Genomic DNA, 15,299 nt, shown 5'->3' on the forward strand with positions numbered 1-15,299 from the left:
ATTAATGCCGTGATCACAAGCACCCGCACGAGACGCGACTGCTGAGCCACCATTGGGTTTCACCTCTCGGACGGAGTTACCGTGTGTGATCCGCGCACTACGCTGGACAGCACAGGGCTGCTACTCCGAACGTCGGCGAGCTCGTTAAAACTGTTACGTGTCAACACAAAAATGTTCCGGTGCTGGCTCAATCTTTATCTTTCAACCACGTACGGTCAGATGGAGTGTGTGGAGAGTTTCCGACAACGCTGACACGACCGTGTCCTGTTCGGACTCCGTCATGTCGTGGAAGAGCGGAAGGATCAGCGTCCGGGCCGTGAAGGCCTCGGTCACCGGCAGCGCGACGCTGGGATGGCCCTCGTAGGCGGGTTCGAGGTGTGACGCCATGATTCCGCGCCGTGCGCTCACGCCGCGTTCGGCAAGACCCGCAAGGACTTCCTGACGGTCCGCGCCCTCGGGCAGCCAGACCCAGAACGACTGGTAGTTCGTCGTTCCGTACTCAGGGTCACGAACGGTCTCGACGACGCCGTCGAGCAACTCTTGGTAGCGGGCGGCCAACTCACGGCGACGGGCGATGATCGCGTCCAGTTTGGACAGCTGCACCAGGCCGACGGCGGCCTGGATGTCGGTCATCCGGTAGTTGAACGCCGTCTCCAGGTACTGCTCGATGGCGGCACTTCCGCCGTTGTGGCGGTCCGCCGCGGAGACGCTCATCCCGTGCTCGCGCAGGCGCTTGAGCCGGACGGCCCACTCGGGGTCGTCGGTGGTGACCATGCCGCCCTCACCGGTGGTGAGGAGCTTGCGCGGGTGGAACGACCAGGCGGCCAGCAGCGCGTCCGTGCCGACCGGCTTGCCCTTGTAGGTGGAGCCGGCGGCGCAGGCCGCGTCCTCGATGACCGCGATGCCGCGCGGTTCGCACAACGCCTTGAGCGCGTCGACGTCCGCGGGCACACCGGCCTGGTGCACGACCATGACCGCGCGTGTTCGTTCGGTGAGCACGGGTTCCACTGTGGACGCGCTCAGGTTGCCGGTCTCCACCTCGACGTCGGCGAAGACGGGGGTGGCGCCGGTGTAGCGCACGGCGTTGGCGGTGGCGATGAACGACAGCGACGGCACGACGACCTCGTCGCCGGGGCCGATGCCGAGGACGTGCACGGCGAGGTGCAGACCCGTTGTGCAGGAGGACACCGCGACACCGTGCTGCGCGCCGACGGAGGCGGCGAACGCTTCTTCGAACTCCCGGACGCGAGGACCCTGGGCCACCCAGCCGGACCGGACGGCCTCGGCGGCGGCGAGCGCCTCTTCTTCGCCGAGCAACGGCCGCATAACCGGAATCAAAGCTCTGCTGCCTTTCACTGGCGTGCGCCGGGGCGCACGCGGACCTGACGGTCGGCGGTTCTGGCGTCGGCAAGTGCCGCCAACTGTGAGTCGGTGGTACTTGCGGACGCCTCACTGGTATGGAGTTGGTGTCCGCGGCCGTCGCTCTGTTCGACGGCGGGTGGAACAGAACGACGACCGCGGAAAGGGGTGCGGACGCGGCAGACCTGGGGGTGTCGGCCGCGCCCGCGGTCCTGGTGGGTCAGGCGGTCTCGGCGGCGGCCTTCTCGGCACGCCACCACGCGACGAGGTCGCGTAGACCGCCGTCCATCCCGATCTCGGGCTTCCACCCGAGCTCGGTGGCCGCGAGGCTGATGTCGGCGAGCCGGCGCGTCACGCCGTTCACCTTGCGCTCGGGGCCGTGCTCCAGCGGCAGGTCGGAGTCCATCGCGGCAAGCAACGCGAGGGCGAGCTCCTTGAGCGATGTCTCCTGGGAGGACGCGATGTTGTACACCGTGTCCGTGACCGGCGCCTTGGCCGCGAGGATGTTGGCGCGTGCGATGTCGTGCACGTGCACGAAGTCCATCGTCTGGGCGCCGTCACCGAAGATGAGCGGCGACTTGCCGTCGACGATGCGCTCCATCCAGCGGATGAGCACCTCGGTGTACAGACCGTGGACGTCCATCCGCGGGCCGTACACGTTGAAGTAACGCAGCGCCACGTAGTCGAGGTCGTACATGGCCTTGAAGCTGCGCAGCATGCCTTCGTTGAACGCCTTCGCGGCGCCGTAGAAGGTGTCGTTGTTGTACGGGTGGTGCCGTTCGTTGGTGGGGAACGACTCCGCGAGGCCGTAGATCGATGCCGACGACGACGCGATGACCTTCTTCACCCCGGCGGCCGCGGCGGCCTCCAGGATCGTGAACGTGCCGTCGACCAGGCACTCCAGCGCGAGCCGGGGTTCCTCGGCGCACTGGGTGATGCGGATGGCGGCGAGGTGGAAGACGAGGTCCATGCCCTCGGTCAGCTCGCGCACCAGCGCCTTGTCGTTGATGTCGCCCTCGACGATGCGGACGACACCGGACTCCAGTGCCTGGGCCAGGTTCTCCCGGCGGCCGCGCACGAAGTTGTCCAGCACGACGACCTCGGCCGCACCGGCCGCGACGAGCTGGTCCACCACCGAGGAACCGATCGTGCCCGCACCACCGGTGACGAGAGCACGCTGCCCCGTGATGGGCTGGCCCAAGTCGTTCTGGGCAGACATCAAGACACCTTGCCTTCAACTTGTTGAACAGGAACGAAAACTCCGCCGGCGCGCAGCGACTCCGACGCCGCCTCCAGCACCGCCAGCACGCGCAGACCCGCGCGGCCGTCGGTCAGGGGCGCCCGCTTCTCGGTGATGGACGCGGCGAACTCCGCCATCATCGAGCGCAGCGCCTCACGTTCCACCAACGCCGGCGCGACCATGTCGCCGGTGCGGTAGGAGATCTTCTGCTGCTCCGGGGACTTGTCGACGCCCCGGTCGTAAATGGACAGTCGCTGTGCGGGATTGTTGTCGTCCCACACGACCGTGCGCTGCGAACCGCCGATGACCATCGTGCGAATCTTCGTCGGCGACAGCCAGTTCACGTGCACGTGCGTGATTGCCCCGTTGGACAGCCGCACCGTGAGGTGGCCGACGCACGCGACGCCCGCGCCGATCGGGTCGGAGCCGTGCGCCGCGACCTCCACCGGGTAGACGTCGTCGGGCAGGATCGCCTCGAAGATCGAGAGGTCGTGCGGGGCGAGGTCCCACAGCACGTCGACGTCCGGCTGCACCAGACCGAGGTTGATGCGCACCGAGTCGATGTACTGGATGTCACCGAGCTCGCCACCGCGGATGATCTTGCGCAGGTGCTGCACCGACGACGTGTACGCGAAGGTGTGGTCCAGCATCAGCGTGAGGCCGCGCTGTTCGGCGGCGTCGACGAGCTTGCGGCCGTCCTCGAAGCTGGCCGCGAGCGGCTTCTCCACGAGAACGTGCTTGCCGGCCTCCAGCGCCGCCAGTGCGACGGGCAGGTGGGTGGCGGCGGGGGTGGCGATGGCGACCGCGTGGACGTCGGGGTCGGCGAGGACCTCGTCCAGCGACGCCGTGGCACGCACGGTCGAGTACTGACCCAGCACGCGCTGGGCCTTCTCGACGTCGAGGTCGCACAGGTAACGCAGGTGGAGCTCGGGGGTGGCCTGGGCGTTGCGAACGAGGTTCGGCCCCCAGTACCCGGCTCCGATGACAGCAAGGCCAATCACGTCTTGGTTCCCCATCAGTAGGCCCCCTGGCCGCCGAAGACGGCGCGGAAGGTCTTCCACATGATCACGAGGTCGAGGGCGAGCGACCAGTCCTCGACGTAGCGCAGGTCGAGGCGGATCGACTCCTCCCACGAGAGATCGCTCCGTCCGCTCACCTGCCACAAGCCGGTCAGTCCGGGCTTCACCAGCAGACGGCGCCGCACGTCCGAGGAGTACTTCGCGGTCTCCTCCGGCAGCGGCGGGCGCGGACCGACGAGCGACATGCTGCCCGCGAGGACGTTGAACAGCTGCGGAAGCTCGTCGATCGAGTAGCGGCGCAGGAACGTGCCGACCTTGGTGATGCGCGGGTCCTTCTTCATCTTGAACAGCACGCCGTTGCCTTCGTCGACACTGGCGAGCCTGGCGCGCAACGCGTCGGCGTTGGTCACCATCGTGCGGAACTTGATGATCGTGAACGGCACGCCGGTCTTGCCGACCCGCTTCTGGCGGTAGAAGACGGGACCACGGCTGTCGATCATCACGAACGCGGCGACCGCGAACATGAGCGGCGCCAGCAGGAAGAGGAGGAGGAACGCTCCGACGCGGTCCACCACTTCCTTGACCAGACGGCGGAATCCGCTCAGTGCCGGTTCGCTCACGCGCAGCAGCGGCATGCCGAGCACGGCGCTCATGTGCAGTCGCGGGCCGGCGACCTCCATGAGTCCGGGCGACACGACCATTTCGGCACCGGAGCCCTCGAGCGCCCACGCGAGCTGCTGGAGACGGCGAGGTGTCCAGTAGGCGTCGGGCGTGATGGCGACGATGCGGTATCCACCACGGCGGACGTGCTCGGCGAGCTCGCGCAGCTGGCCGACGACGGGAACGCCGTCGACGTCGGTCCCGGAGCGGCCGCGGCCGTCGATCGTGCAGATCGCGTCCACGCGCCAGCCGAGGTGGGCGACTCGCTTGGTGCGGAGGATGAGGTCCTCGACGGTGTCGAGGTTGCCGGCGGCGAGGACCGACAGCAGGAAACGTCCTTCACTGCGGCCGCGATGCAGCGGGCGGCGCAGGAGGTAACGCATGGGGAACGCGACCAGGGCGATCGCGGGGACTACGACGAAGATCCACAGGCGGGCGCCGGGGATGTCGACGGCGAGCGCTCCGAGGCCGAGCGCCACGACGGCGCCGAACAGACCCCGGCCGAGTCTTCGGAACTCCTCGGCACCCTGACCGAGAACGGTCGGCGTCCACACGCGGTTGATCGCGAGCGAACCGACGACGAGGACTACTGTGAGTACGTCCAGCAATGCAAGGGAAAGCGGGCCGAAAGCGGCGTGTCTGATGCTCATGACGGCACCGACGGCGACGACGACCAGGGCAACGGTCAACACGTCGGCGGTGATCACGGCATAGCGGTAGCGGCTTTCCCAGCGGGCAACGGGTGGGTGCGTCTGTCTGTGTTCCGACAGAGGATTGAGCGTGGAGCGCAACCCTTCGACGTCACGGGCAGCGACGTCACGGGCAGCACGGACCTGCTCACTCATCGTTCTGATCTCCCCGGCTCAGCGGCGATTTTGGACGTGCACCGGCACAGGTCACCCCGAGGACCTTGAATCTTGTTCGGTTCCGCGATCTTCGACACGCCACAATCTGGCTCGGCATCCGAAGCTCGCAACCGGTGATTCGCACGTACCGGGATCCGCGTTACAGACCCTGGAAAAAAGTTTCCCCGGTGACCGAATACCGGACGTGACGCACGTCTCATCGACTGGAAACCAAGGCGACGCAAGACGATTCCAGATGTCCACAAGGGACATATTGGTGCCCTATGTCGCGAGGTAATGGCTCAGAACAGGTCTTCAGGCCCTAGTCTGATCGACTGCCATTGTGCATGCACTTACCGCTGAACGGAGCAATGCGCTACGGCCGAACGGAAATGCGCACTTCATCACTCTCGACGACCACCACGTCACCGTGCCGCAACTGTGCGCCACGCCTCAGCTCCACAGCGCCGTTGACGTGGACTTCCCCGTCCTCGATGAGCTCCTTGGCGTGCGCGCCGTCCTCGGCCAGCTGCGCCAGCTTGAGGAACTGTCCTAGCCTGATCGGCTCTTCGGAGATCTCGACCGTCCGCATGAGTCTCATCATCCCAGTAGGGCGTTCCCCACTGCTCGGTCGGGGGCACACACCAGCGCGTTCGAGTGAAAGCGTTGACAGCCTTGAAGGTATGAAAACTTCTTGGGGGTACGCCGCCTGGTTGGCGGTATCGGGACTCGTCTGCGTCGCGATAACGATCTTCGCAGCGAGCGCGTACGTCGGTCTGGACATGAGCCAGGCCAGACCGCCGTTGCACGGGCCGGTCCACTACGGGCTTCTGGTCGCCCACATCTTCACCGGAACGGTCGCGGTCCTCGCGGGTGTCTCGCAGTTCTGGCCCCGCCTGCGCGGCCGGCATCCGCGGGTGCACCGGGCGATGGGGCGCGTCTACTTCGCGGCGGTCCTGCCGTCGTCGGTGCTCGGCGTCGTGTGCGCCCAGCTGTCGCTCGCCGGGCTGGCGTCGTCCGCGCCGCTGACGGTTCTGTCGGTGCTGTGGTTCGTGACCGCGCTCTACGGCCTGAAGACGGCACGGCGGCGCCAGTTCGGCGAGCACCGCATCTGGATGATCCGCGGTTTCGCACTCACTGGCGCCGCCGTGACGGGTCGCCTGTGGGGCCTGGCTCTCGGCTCCTTGATGCCCGGCAGTGACGGCGCAGACGGGCTGCTCATCTTCGCCACCGCGAACTGGCTGTCGTTCGTGGTGAACCTGCTGGTGGCCGAGTGGTGGATCCAGTCGCGGGGTTACACCCGGACCTTGCCCTCCGTGGCGCTCAAGCCGAGCATTTCCAGCAGGTCAGCGCAGTCGAGCGCGTCCGTGGCGTGACAGGCCACGGTGCGTGCCGCCTTGCTGTTCTGAATCGTGCTGTGCTCCTTTTCCAGAGCCTTGGCCTCGGCAAAGGTGCCGGTTTCGGGCTCGGCGATCGCGGGACGCGCCCAAGTCATCTCGTGCCTGCTTCCGCATCGGGGGATGTGGTCATCATGGCAACTGGGTGACGGAAACACCAGAACCGGTGCTTACCGTAATCGATCACCCACGCTGCGTGTAAACCGAGGCAGCGTTTTCCCGGAACCGTCCCCACGTCATTCCTGCCAGATTCTGGCTTTACCTGCCGTACCTGAGCACGGACTCCACTTCGGTCACAAATGCGACCAGCCGTTCGTCGTCCACATCGTCCGGCGTGGGACCGTCCACCGCAAGTCGTTGCAGCGCAACGGAAGTGGTGGCGCTCTCCCGCGCCAGGCGACGGAACCCGAACGTCGCCTCGTACAGCGACATCGCGGTGCCCAAAGCGGCGAGAACCGTTGCCACGAAACCCCACATGGCCCGCCGCGGCCCGTCCGCCATCCCCACGGCCGCGGCGGCAGCGGCGGCGATGAAGAAGGCGGCCGCGAGCGCGACCGTCCACGTGCGAGCACGGGAATAGCGCTTGCGGGCGCGTTCGAAGTGGTCGAGCCGGTCCTGGAAGCGGTGGCGCAGATAGGCTTCCACGAACTGGGCCTGGCGCTGCTTGTCGCTCATGTCCGTACCACCTCGTGCTTGCGGTTGCTGACCGCGGCTTCCAGATCCGCCACCTTGTCCAGGCGCTCTTCCTCCGTGGCGGGCGCGACGGAGGCGAGGTGCGCGAAGTACAGCGCCCGCAGGCGTTCCGCGCGCGACCGGGCGGTGAGGTACTTGTCGAGCGACTCCCGCTTGCGCGCCACGATCGTGATGGCCGCGGCGAACGCGCCACCCGCCACGACGAGCACTCCCGGCCACGGAGTGTCCTTGAGCCACGTCTGCAGCGCCGCGAACACCGTCGTCGTGAGGCCGCCCGCGATCGCGAGCACGGCCATCAGCCGGTAGCGGTTCTGCTCGACCTCCGCCTCGGAGTCGAGCTCCTGGAACGCCGGCGCGACTACCTGGTTCGCGTCGTGGATGGCGTCGGCGAGCGTCGGGTACGCCACGACGAAACCGGGGTCGACGAGCGGGCGCGGTTCCGGCGCCCGGTACCGGACCTTGGGCAGGATCCTCGGCGGCTTGACGGGCTTCTCCTTGCCCAGCAACCGCTCCAGCGCGGTGACGGCCTTACCGGCGCCCTCGTCGACGTGGATGATGAAGATCTTGCCGCTGCGCACGAGCACCGCGAGGTCGCCCTTGAGGTCGCCCGTCGCGATGCGGTCCGCGAGACCACCGGTGCCGGCGAGCACCAGCAGCGGGTTGTCACCGCTGAGGTGGTCGATCACTTCCTGCTCGTTCTCGCCTCCGACGACGAGAGCGACGACGGGCTTCTTGTTGCGCACCGCGTCGATCGTGCGGAACAGCACCGGCGTCGAGTCCGTCCACTCCGAACCGGGCACGATGACGGCGATGCTGTGGTTGGGTTCCAGCGCGACCTGACCGTTGGTGGAGGTCTCGGTGAGGTCGTGCACCTTGCTGCTCGGCGCGACACCGATCACGACGGGCCAGCGCTGCTCGCACGCCTGCAAAGCCATGCCCAGCAAGTGGACAACGCCTCGGTCGGTGCCTTCGGTGACGAACACGGCGCCGTTGCGCGCCGCCGTCACGACCACGGATCTGAGCACCGGCAACAACTTCGCGGCGAGATCCGTCTCGATGTCTTCTGTGGAGCCGAAGACCGAGATCACCGTGCGCCCTCGGGGCAGTCCGAGGGCCTTCGGTTTGATGTCGGCGTCCGGCTGGGACAGCCGTTTGACTGTCGGGCCACCTGCTGTGGGCATGCCGCGCACCATAACGCCGTGATCGAGCAGGGGCCAGGGCCGTTCAGACCCGTCTCAGGTGGCCCACACGCTCCTGGCCAGCCGCGACAGGTCGCTCAGGTCGTCGATCACGATCTGGGCTCCAGCTTGGTGGAGATCCTGTCTCGAACTGCGCCCGGTGGCCACGGCGACGAGCCGCACACCGGCTTTGGTCGCCGCGTAGACGTCGTGCGGGGTGTCGCCGATGAGCACGACCTCGTCATGTGTGAACGGCCGGATGTGTTGTGCGCGTTCACGGGCGAACGTCACGAGCTCGGCCCGGTCGGCGTGGTCGTCGCCGAACGCGCTCACGTCCCAGTCGACGAGGTGCGCCAGCCCGAACTCCTCCAGCTTGATGAGCGCCACACTCCGGAGGTTCGCGGTCAGCACGCCCTGGTGCACGCGCGGGTCGTCCGCGAAGTGTTCCAGCGCCTGGAGCGCGCCGGGCAGCACCTCGCCGTGGCCGGGCAGCTCGGCCCGGCGTGCCTCGAAGGAGTTCGCCAGCGCGTTCGCCAGCAGCTGCGACGCCTCCTCCGTGTGCTCGATGCCGTGTTGCCGCAGGGTCTCGGAGATGATGTCCAGCTCGGTGCGCCCGCCGAGGTCGACGGGGCCCGCCAGGTCCCTGCCGAACGCCGTCTGGAACGCCTCGCGGTACATCAGTCCGCCGAAGCCGCGCGCGGTGATCAGCGTGTTGTCGATGTCCCACAGCACCAGCAGTTCGGGCCCAGTCACTCCGAGCACCCCCTCACCCCGTAAAATGCCTGCTCATGACCTCGATCGACCCCGCAGAGCTGGAAGTCTGCCTGCGCGTGCTTGCCCAGGTCGAGGACCTGCCGGCGGAACACGACGACGCCGTGCGCGTCCGCCGGGCCACCGCGAAGATCTTCAAGGCCGCGAAGAAGTTCCGCAAAACCGAGCGCAAGGCGGCCATCACGGCCAACGACCGCGCCGTGACCGCGCTGACGGCCACCGGGTCGCCGGACCGCATCGACGACGAGACGCAGGGCCTCCCCCTCGTGTCGAACGCTCAGGGCGCCACGGCGGGCACGTTGCTGCGCGCGCGGTCCTGCTACACGTGCCGCAAGAGGTTCGTCGAGGTGGACGCCTTCTACCACAACCTCTGCCCGGAGTGCGCCGCGTTCAACCACGGCAAGCGCGACGCCCGCACGGACCTGACCGGCCGCAACGCGCTGCTGACCGGTGGGCGCGCGAAGATCGGCATGTACATCGCGCTGCGCCTGCTGCGTGACGGCGCGCACACCACGATCACCACCCGGTTCCCCAAGGACGCCGCCCGCCGGTTCGCCTCGATGCCGGACTCCGCCGAGTGGATCGACCGGCTCAAGATCGTCGGCATCGACCTGCGCGACCCGTCCCAGGTGCTGGCCCTGGCCGACGAGGTGGCGACGCGCGGACCGCTCGACGTGCTGATCAACAACGCCGCGCAGACCGTCCGCCGCTCGGCCAACGCCTACACGCCGCTCGCTCAGGCCGAGCACGAGGAGCTGACGGGTGACGCGCGTCGCCCCGAGCTGATCTCGTTCGGCGGGCACGGCCAGCTGGCGTTGCCCGGCACCGCCGTGCCCGAGGCGCACTCGGTGACGACGCTGGCGTTGATGGCGGGCTCGAAGGACATCGACGCGGGCGGCCTCGTGCCGGACACCGCGCCGGTCAACTCGTGGATCCAGAACGTCGACGAGGTCGACCCGGTGGAGCTGCTGGAAGTGCAGCTGTGCAACTCGACGGCGCCGTTCCTGCTGATCTCGCGGCTGCGGTCGTCGATGGCGAAGTCCTCGTACCGCCGCAAGTACGTGGTGAACGTGTCGGCGATGGAGGGCCAGTTCTCCCGCGCCTACAAGGGTTCCGGCCACCCGCACACGAACATGGCGAAGGCCGCGCTGAACATGTTGACGCGCACCAGCGCCGAGGAGATGCTGCAGGCCGACGGCATCCTGATGACCGCCGTCGACACGGGCTGGATCACCGACGAGCGCCCGCACCCGATGAAGATGCGGCTCGCCGAGGAGGGCTTCCACGCCCCGCTGGACCTGGTCGACGGCGCGGCACGGGTGTACGACCCGATCGTGCGCGGTGAGGCGGGCGAGGACCTGTACGGCTGCTTCCTGAAGGACTACGCGCCTTCGCCTTGGTGAGGTTGTCGGCTCGCGAGCGCTTTTCTCGCCTGCCGACAACCTCACCAAGGCGACACCACACCTCGGCTTCTGGAAATGTCACAGATACACGTGTCCGAGGTACCCGTCGGACGCGCCCGAACGAGCCCTTTCGTCAGGTCAGAGGGTTATTTGAACACCTGTTCGAGTACTCATTTGTCATGAGGACTGTGTGGCGGGGAGCACTTCGGTTCGGGATGTCGACGATGACGGTGCGGCTGGTGTCGGCCGCCACCGAACATCGCAGCAAGGTGCACCTGGTGCACCGCGAGGACAGCGGGCGCGTGCGTCACCAACAGGTGTGCGGCGAGTGCTCGCTGCGGCTCACGCCGGAGGACATCGGGCGGGGCTACGAGCTCGACGACGGCCGCATCGTGCAGATCGACCCCGGCGACCTGCCGGCGCCGGAGGACGGCGTGATCGACGTGCAGCAGTTCGCGCCGCAGGTCGACCTGGACCCGGTCGCGTTGCACCGCAGCTACTACGTCGAGCCGGACGACCTGGCGGTGCGGTCCTACGTGCTGCTGCGGGAGACGCTGGAGCGCACCAAGGCCGCGGCGATCGTGAAGTTCGCGTTGCGGGGCAAGGAAACGCTCGCGGCTCTGCGTCCGCAGCAGGGCGTTCTGGTGCTGCACACGCTGTTGTGGCCGGACGAGGTGCGGGAGCCGCACTTCGCGTTCCTGCACCGGGACACCGAGGTGCGGACCGGCGAACTGGCCGCCGCGGCGGCGCTGGTGCGGGCGCAGACGCGTCCGTTCCGGCCGCACGACTACCCGAACACGCACCACGAGGCCCTGCTTCACCTGGTGGAGGCGAACGTCTAGGGCCTCCTGATGGTGCGGGTGCGCGACCCGCGTCTCGGGGATGAACGCGGGTCGCGCGCCCGTTCTGTCAGGGGGCGGCGCTAGTGGTGTGGCTCAGAACGTGGCCGGTGTATTCGTGGTCAGACGGGTGCATCGTGGTGCCGCGAGGCGCCCTGCTGAGCGCGGATACGCCGCCCGCGTTCTGAGTCACTCCACTAGCATCGGCAGCCATGCTCGCCAGCCCGTCCGATCTCGTCGACCTGCTCGAATGCGAGCACCGCAGCTTCCTCGCTCGTGACGAACGGCGTGGCGACCCCTCCGAGCTGCACCATCAGGCCGCCCGGACGGCGGCCGAGATGCGGTCCGGCGCGGACCTGGTCGAGAACGCCGTGTTCTTCGACGGCGTGTTCCACTGTTCGGCGCAGACCCTCGTACGCACTGACGAGGGCTACGAGCCGTGCGACGAGGCCCCGGACGCGACTCCTCTGGCCGTGTTGTCGCTGGTCGCGGCTGCCGAGGCGCTGGGTGCCGCGCGGGCGCACCTCATCGTCGACGGGCGGCGCACGTCGTTCCGCGTCGCCGACTTCCTTCCCCTGCTGGGGCGCCTCCGCACGCGGCTCGCGAAGCCGTCGCCTGCGCCCAAGCGGTCGTGGGGCGAGGTGCGGGCGGCGTGCAACGGGTGCCGGTTCGCTCGTCACTGCGCTTCTGGTCGCGAGGAGGCGCGGGACCTCTCGCTCGTGGCGGGTCTTCGGGCTGACCAGCGGCGGAAGCTCGTTTCGGTCGGCATTGACACCATCGACGCGCTTGCGGCGACCGAGGAGCGGCCCGCCACGCTGTCGCCCGCGTCGTTCACGGCGTTGACCGCGCAGGCCCGGCTTCAGGTGCAGCAGGAACGCACCGGCGTCACCACCTACGAGGTCGTCGCGCCGGAGGCGTTGGCGAACCTGCCGGAGCCGGCCGAGGACGACGTGTTCCTGGAGGTCGACGGTGACACGTTCCGGACGCCGGGGTGGGAGGGGACGTTCGCGGAGTTCGTCGACCGCACGCCGGAGGGCACGGTCTACCACTTCACGCCGCACGACCTCGCCGGCCGGGCCGCGCGGACGGCGACCAAAGAGTCCGAGGTGGACGAACTGGTGCGCAGGTGTGTCGATCTGGGTGCGTTGACGCGGCGGGTGCTGCGGGTGTCCACCCGGGAGTACACGCTGCCGGCGCTGAAGCCGTTGCTGGACGACGAGATTCCGACTCGCGGGCTGCGGGATCTGTTGCACGGCATCAAGGTCGAGCGCGAGATCGAGACCGCGCCGCCGCAGGAGCAGGACGAAGCCGCTCGCGAGAAGGCGGCCGAGCGGGCGCGCAGGATGGCGGCGCTGACCGAGCCGTTGATCGCCGAGGGGCACGCGTTGTTCGCGGCGACGGTCGGGTACCACCGGCGGGAGGCGAGTCCGGCGTGGGGTGACTTCTTCCGGCAGGCCCTCGCGCCGATCTCCGACCTGGAGACCGACTCCAACTGCGCGGTGCCGATCACGCTCAAGGCCGAGGACTGGGTGCCGCCGGCCGGGCGCGTCCGGACGCACAAGCGACAGGTGCACGCGCGGATCGACCCGGAGCGTCCACACCCGTTCGGCGCGAACGAGTCGGTTCGGCTGCTGTATCCCGGCAACGTCACGCGCAACGCGGTGGTCGCGGATGACAACCCGTACGAGCTGGTGCTGACCGAGAGCAACTCGCAGGAGCATTCAGAGCTGCCGATCGCCGTGCTGCCGGGCAGTCCGGTGCCCGCGTCGCCCAAGGACGAGGCCGTCGCGGACCTGGCCGAGCAGGCCGTCGGCCTGCTGCCGCTGCTCCCCCGCAACCCCGGCATCGACCTGTTGCTGCGCACACCGCCCGCGCAACCGTTGCCGCAGCACGACGACGTGGTGCAGGCCGTGATCAAGGCTGTCGACCAGCTCGACGGCGGAACCCTGGCCGTGCAGGGACCGCCCGGCGCCGGCAAGACCTACCTCGCCACCAAGCTCGTCCGGCACCTGATCGACCAGGGCAAGACCGTCGCGGTGACCTCGACGTCGCACAAGGCCGTCGAGAACGTCCTGTCGAGCGTCGACCCGGACATCCCGATGGCCAAGCGCTCCAAGGAGAAGAAGCCCGTAGAAGGTCTGCCGTGGGACCAGCCGAAGGACAACGGCGCGCTGGCCCGGTGGCGTGAGGAACACCCGCAGGGCCACCTGGTCGGCGGCACCGCTTGGACGTTCTCCAACGCCGTGATCAAGGCGCAGCCGTTCGACGTGATGATCATCGACGAAGCCGGGCAGTTCGCACTGGCCGACGCGGTTGCGGTGGCGACGGCGGCGCGCAACCTCGTGCTGCTGGGCGATCCGCAGCAACTGCCGCAGGTCGTCCAGGGCGTGCACCCGCCCGGTTCGGACGCCTCCGCGCTGGGCCATCTGCTCGGCGACGCGGACGTGATCCCCGCGCATCTGGGCTACTTCCTGGCCGAGACGCGGCGAATGCACCCGGCAGTCTGCCGGCCGGTGTCCGAACTCTCCTATGCCGGTCTGCTCCATTCGCACGAATCCGCCGCGCATCGGTCGATCTCCGGCATCGAGCCCGGCATCTACCTTCGCGAGGTCGACCACCGCCACAACATCACGTCATCGGCCGAAGAAGCCGAGGCCGTGGTGGACACCGTGCGCGCGATCGTCGGTCGCACGTGGACGGACAACGGCAAAACGCGCGAACTGACCGATGCGGACATTCTCGTGGTGGCGCCCTACAACCTGCAGGTGCGGGTGATCCGGCGACGGCTCGCCGATGCGGGATTCGGCGAAACCCGGGTGGGCACCGTGGACCGCTTCCAGGGCCAGGAGGCACCCGCCGTCATCATGTCCATGACGTCGTCGTCCACCGTGGACCTGCCGCGTGGCCTGGACTTTCTTTTGTCACGCAACAGATTGAACGTGGCACTCTCCCGGGCCCAGACGCTCGCCGTGATGATCTGCTCGCCACGGCTGCTGGACGCCGACGTCCGGGGCGTGGAGCAGATGCGGTTGGTGGCGGGCACGATCGGCCTAACAGAAAACATGAGGATCTATCCGTGGTGACGCCGTAGCGTTGTCATACAGTGACCTTTCGAGTGCTCTCGGTTGCTAGCGTGGCGCGGTTCACCCGGTCGGGTGATTCAGATCATGAATGTGTACTCGACCCCGCCACGCATCAAGCAGAGCAGGAGAGATTCGTTGGCAAGGAGAGTTCTCGGCGCTTTCGCGGTGACCGCTACCGCTGCCGTGGCCACGTTGGCAATGGCGACTCCAGCCAGTGCGCACACCGCTGACGGGTACGCGGAGTGCGACGGCAAGGACGTCGTCCTCTACGTGAACCTGACGCAGTTCGCGCCGGAGAAGCGGAACACCGTCGTGATCAAGGACGGTGACAAGGTTCTCACCCCCGAACAGGGGAAGGAGACCGAGAAGTTCGGTACTACCTGGACGAAGACGTTCAAGGGTCTGGACGGCACTGTCGCCCACACCTTCACCGTCGACGTGAAGGCCTATGACACGAACAAGTCGAAGGGCCAGAACTTCGACAAGTTCCTCACGTACACCGTCGACAAGCCGTGCGCGCAGAAGCCGCCGACCACGACGACGACCACCACCACGAAGCCGGCCACCACGGTTCCGGAGGTGCCCTCGTCCTCCGAGGCCCCGCCGCCCTCGACCCCGGCCGCTCCCGGTGGAAGCGCTCCCGAGCCGCCCCTCGCGGCGACCGGTGCGTCCCCGTTGTGGCTGCTGCTCTCGGGTCTGGGGCTCGTGGGCGCCGGTGCCGGCACCCTGCTGTTCCTGCGCCGTCGCAGCGCCTGAACCAGCTGATCCAGAAAGCGGGGCGGTCCGGAAAGGACCGCCCCGCTTTTTCGTTG

At 68.0% G+C, this 15,299-nt stretch carries 13 protein-coding genes; 5 read left to right on the plus strand and 8 right to left on the minus strand.

Annotated features, from left to right (window positions below; all coding sequences use genetic code 11):
• Positions 1-201: 201 nt before the first annotated feature.
• The 5 genes from BM417_RS03090 to BM417_RS03110 form a co-directional block, all read right to left on the minus strand.
• Positions 202-1,326 carry a DegT/DnrJ/EryC1/StrS family aminotransferase gene (locus BM417_RS03090; protein ID WP_093588171.1) on the minus strand — a complete coding sequence of 375 codons (1,125 nt, stop codon included), beginning with the start codon at positions 1,324-1,326 and terminating at the stop codon, positions 202-204.
• Positions 1,327-1,579: 253 nt separating this feature from the next.
• Positions 1,580-2,578, minus strand: a complete 999-nt coding sequence (locus tag BM417_RS03095) for an NAD-dependent epimerase/dehydratase family protein (protein ID WP_093588172.1) — start codon at positions 2,576-2,578, stop codon at positions 1,580-1,582.
• The gene (locus tag BM417_RS03100) at positions 2,578-3,600 is read right to left on the minus strand and encodes a Gfo/Idh/MocA family protein (protein WP_245821647.1); all 1,023 of its coding nucleotides are present in this window, start codon (positions 3,598-3,600) and stop codon (positions 2,578-2,580) included. Before BM417_RS03100 ends, BM417_RS03095 begins: the two co-directional genes overlap by 1 nt.
• Positions 3,601-3,614: 14 nt before the next feature.
• Positions 3,615-5,123: a sugar transferase gene (locus BM417_RS03105; RefSeq protein ID WP_093588174.1), complete on the minus strand. Its 1,509-nt coding sequence runs from the start codon at positions 5,121-5,123 to the stop codon at positions 3,615-3,617.
• A gap of 376 nt (positions 5,124-5,499) precedes the next feature.
• Entirely contained in the window at positions 5,500-5,715 is a 216-nt protein-coding gene (locus BM417_RS03110; RefSeq protein WP_245821648.1) for an RNA-binding S4 domain-containing protein, read from the minus strand.
• Between the two features lie 91 nt (positions 5,716-5,806).
• On the opposite strand from BM417_RS03110, the gene BM417_RS03115 reads away from it, so the two are divergent.
• A complete protein-coding gene (locus BM417_RS03115) occupies positions 5,807-6,499 on the plus strand; it encodes a DUF2306 domain-containing protein (protein ID WP_177320252.1) in 693 nt (230 codons plus the stop codon).
• A gap of 279 nt (positions 6,500-6,778) precedes the next feature.
• On the opposite strand, the gene BM417_RS03125 is transcribed toward BM417_RS03115, so the two are convergent.
• From BM417_RS03125 to BM417_RS03135, 3 genes are read right to left on the minus strand one after another with little or no spacing between them, the layout of a single operon-like run.
• Positions 6,779-7,195, minus strand: a complete 417-nt coding sequence (locus BM417_RS03125) for an SLATT domain-containing protein (RefSeq protein ID WP_093588176.1) — start codon at positions 7,193-7,195, stop codon at positions 6,779-6,781.
• Positions 7,192-8,394, minus strand: a complete 1,203-nt coding sequence (locus tag BM417_RS03130) for a DUF4231 domain-containing protein (protein WP_093588573.1) — start codon at positions 8,392-8,394, stop codon at positions 7,192-7,194. The genes BM417_RS03125 and BM417_RS03130 overlap by 4 nt, the downstream gene beginning before the upstream one ends.
• Before the next feature lie 54 nt (positions 8,395-8,448).
• Positions 8,449-9,153, minus strand: a complete 705-nt coding sequence (locus BM417_RS03135; protein ID WP_245821650.1) for an HAD family hydrolase — start codon at positions 9,151-9,153, stop codon at positions 8,449-8,451.
• A gap of 26 nt (positions 9,154-9,179) precedes the next feature.
• On the opposite strand from BM417_RS03135, the gene BM417_RS03140 reads away from it, so the two are divergent.
• The 4 genes from BM417_RS03140 (at position 9,180) to BM417_RS03155 (ending at position 15,243) form a co-directional block, all read left to right on the plus strand.
• On the plus strand, positions 9,180-10,565 hold the full coding sequence (locus BM417_RS03140; RefSeq protein WP_093588178.1) for an SDR family oxidoreductase: 1,386 nt from the start codon (positions 9,180-9,182) through the stop codon (positions 10,563-10,565).
• Positions 10,566-10,744: 179 nt separating this feature from the next.
• Complete coding sequence (gene ku / locus BM417_RS03145; RefSeq protein WP_093588179.1) at positions 10,745-11,407, plus strand: non-homologous end joining protein Ku; 663 nt, start codon at positions 10,745-10,747, stop codon at positions 11,405-11,407.
• Between the two features lie 209 nt (positions 11,408-11,616).
• A complete protein-coding gene (locus BM417_RS03150; RefSeq protein ID WP_093588180.1) occupies positions 11,617-14,487 on the plus strand; it encodes a bifunctional RecB family nuclease/DEAD/DEAH box helicase in 2,871 nt (956 codons plus the stop codon).
• 135 nt (positions 14,488-14,622) lie between these two features.
• Positions 14,623-15,243: an LPXTG cell wall anchor domain-containing protein gene (locus tag BM417_RS03155; protein WP_143138475.1), complete on the plus strand. Its 621-nt coding sequence runs from the start codon at positions 14,623-14,625 to the stop codon at positions 15,241-15,243.
• Positions 15,244-15,299 lie beyond the last annotated feature (56 nt).

The sequence above is a fragment of the Lentzea waywayandensis genome, from assembly GCF_900115955.1.
Classification (GTDB): Bacteria; Actinomycetota; Actinomycetes; order Mycobacteriales; family Pseudonocardiaceae; genus Lentzea; species Lentzea waywayandensis.

What these genes read in the sequence shown, in the direction of transcription:
- BM417_RS03095 (WP_093588172.1), bottom strand. Translation starts at nt 2,578, where the DNA reads ATGTCTGCCCAGAACGACTTGGGCCAGCCCATCACGGGGCAGCGTGCT.
- BM417_RS03140 (WP_093588178.1), top strand. Translation starts at nt 9,180, where the DNA reads ATGACCTCGATCGACCCCGCAGAGCTGGAAGTCTGCCTGCGCGTGCTT.
- BM417_RS03105 (WP_093588174.1), bottom strand. Translation starts at nt 5,123, where the DNA reads ATGAGTGAGCAGGTCCGTGCTGCCCGTGACGTCGCTGCCCGTGACGTC.
- BM417_RS03125 (WP_093588176.1), bottom strand. Translation starts at nt 7,195, where the DNA reads ATGAGCGACAAGCAGCGCCAGGCCCAGTTCGTGGAAGCCTATCTGCGC.
- BM417_RS03110 (WP_245821648.1), bottom strand. Translation starts at nt 5,715, where the DNA reads ATGCGGACGGTCGAGATCTCCGAAGAGCCGATCAGGCTAGGACAGTTC.
- BM417_RS03090 (WP_093588171.1), bottom strand. Translation starts at nt 1,326, where the DNA reads ATGCGGCCGTTGCTCGGCGAAGAAGAGGCGCTCGCCGCCGCCGAGGCC.
- BM417_RS03130 (WP_093588573.1), bottom strand. Translation starts at nt 8,394, where the DNA reads ATGCCCACAGCAGGTGGCCCGACAGTCAAACGGCTGTCCCAGCCGGAC.
- BM417_RS03115 (WP_177320252.1), top strand. Translation starts at nt 5,807, where the DNA reads ATGAAAACTTCTTGGGGGTACGCCGCCTGGTTGGCGGTATCGGGACTC.
- BM417_RS03150 (WP_093588180.1), top strand. Translation starts at nt 11,617, where the DNA reads ATGCTCGCCAGCCCGTCCGATCTCGTCGACCTGCTCGAATGCGAGCAC.
- ku (WP_093588179.1), top strand. Translation starts at nt 10,745, where the DNA reads ATGAGGACTGTGTGGCGGGGAGCACTTCGGTTCGGGATGTCGACGATG.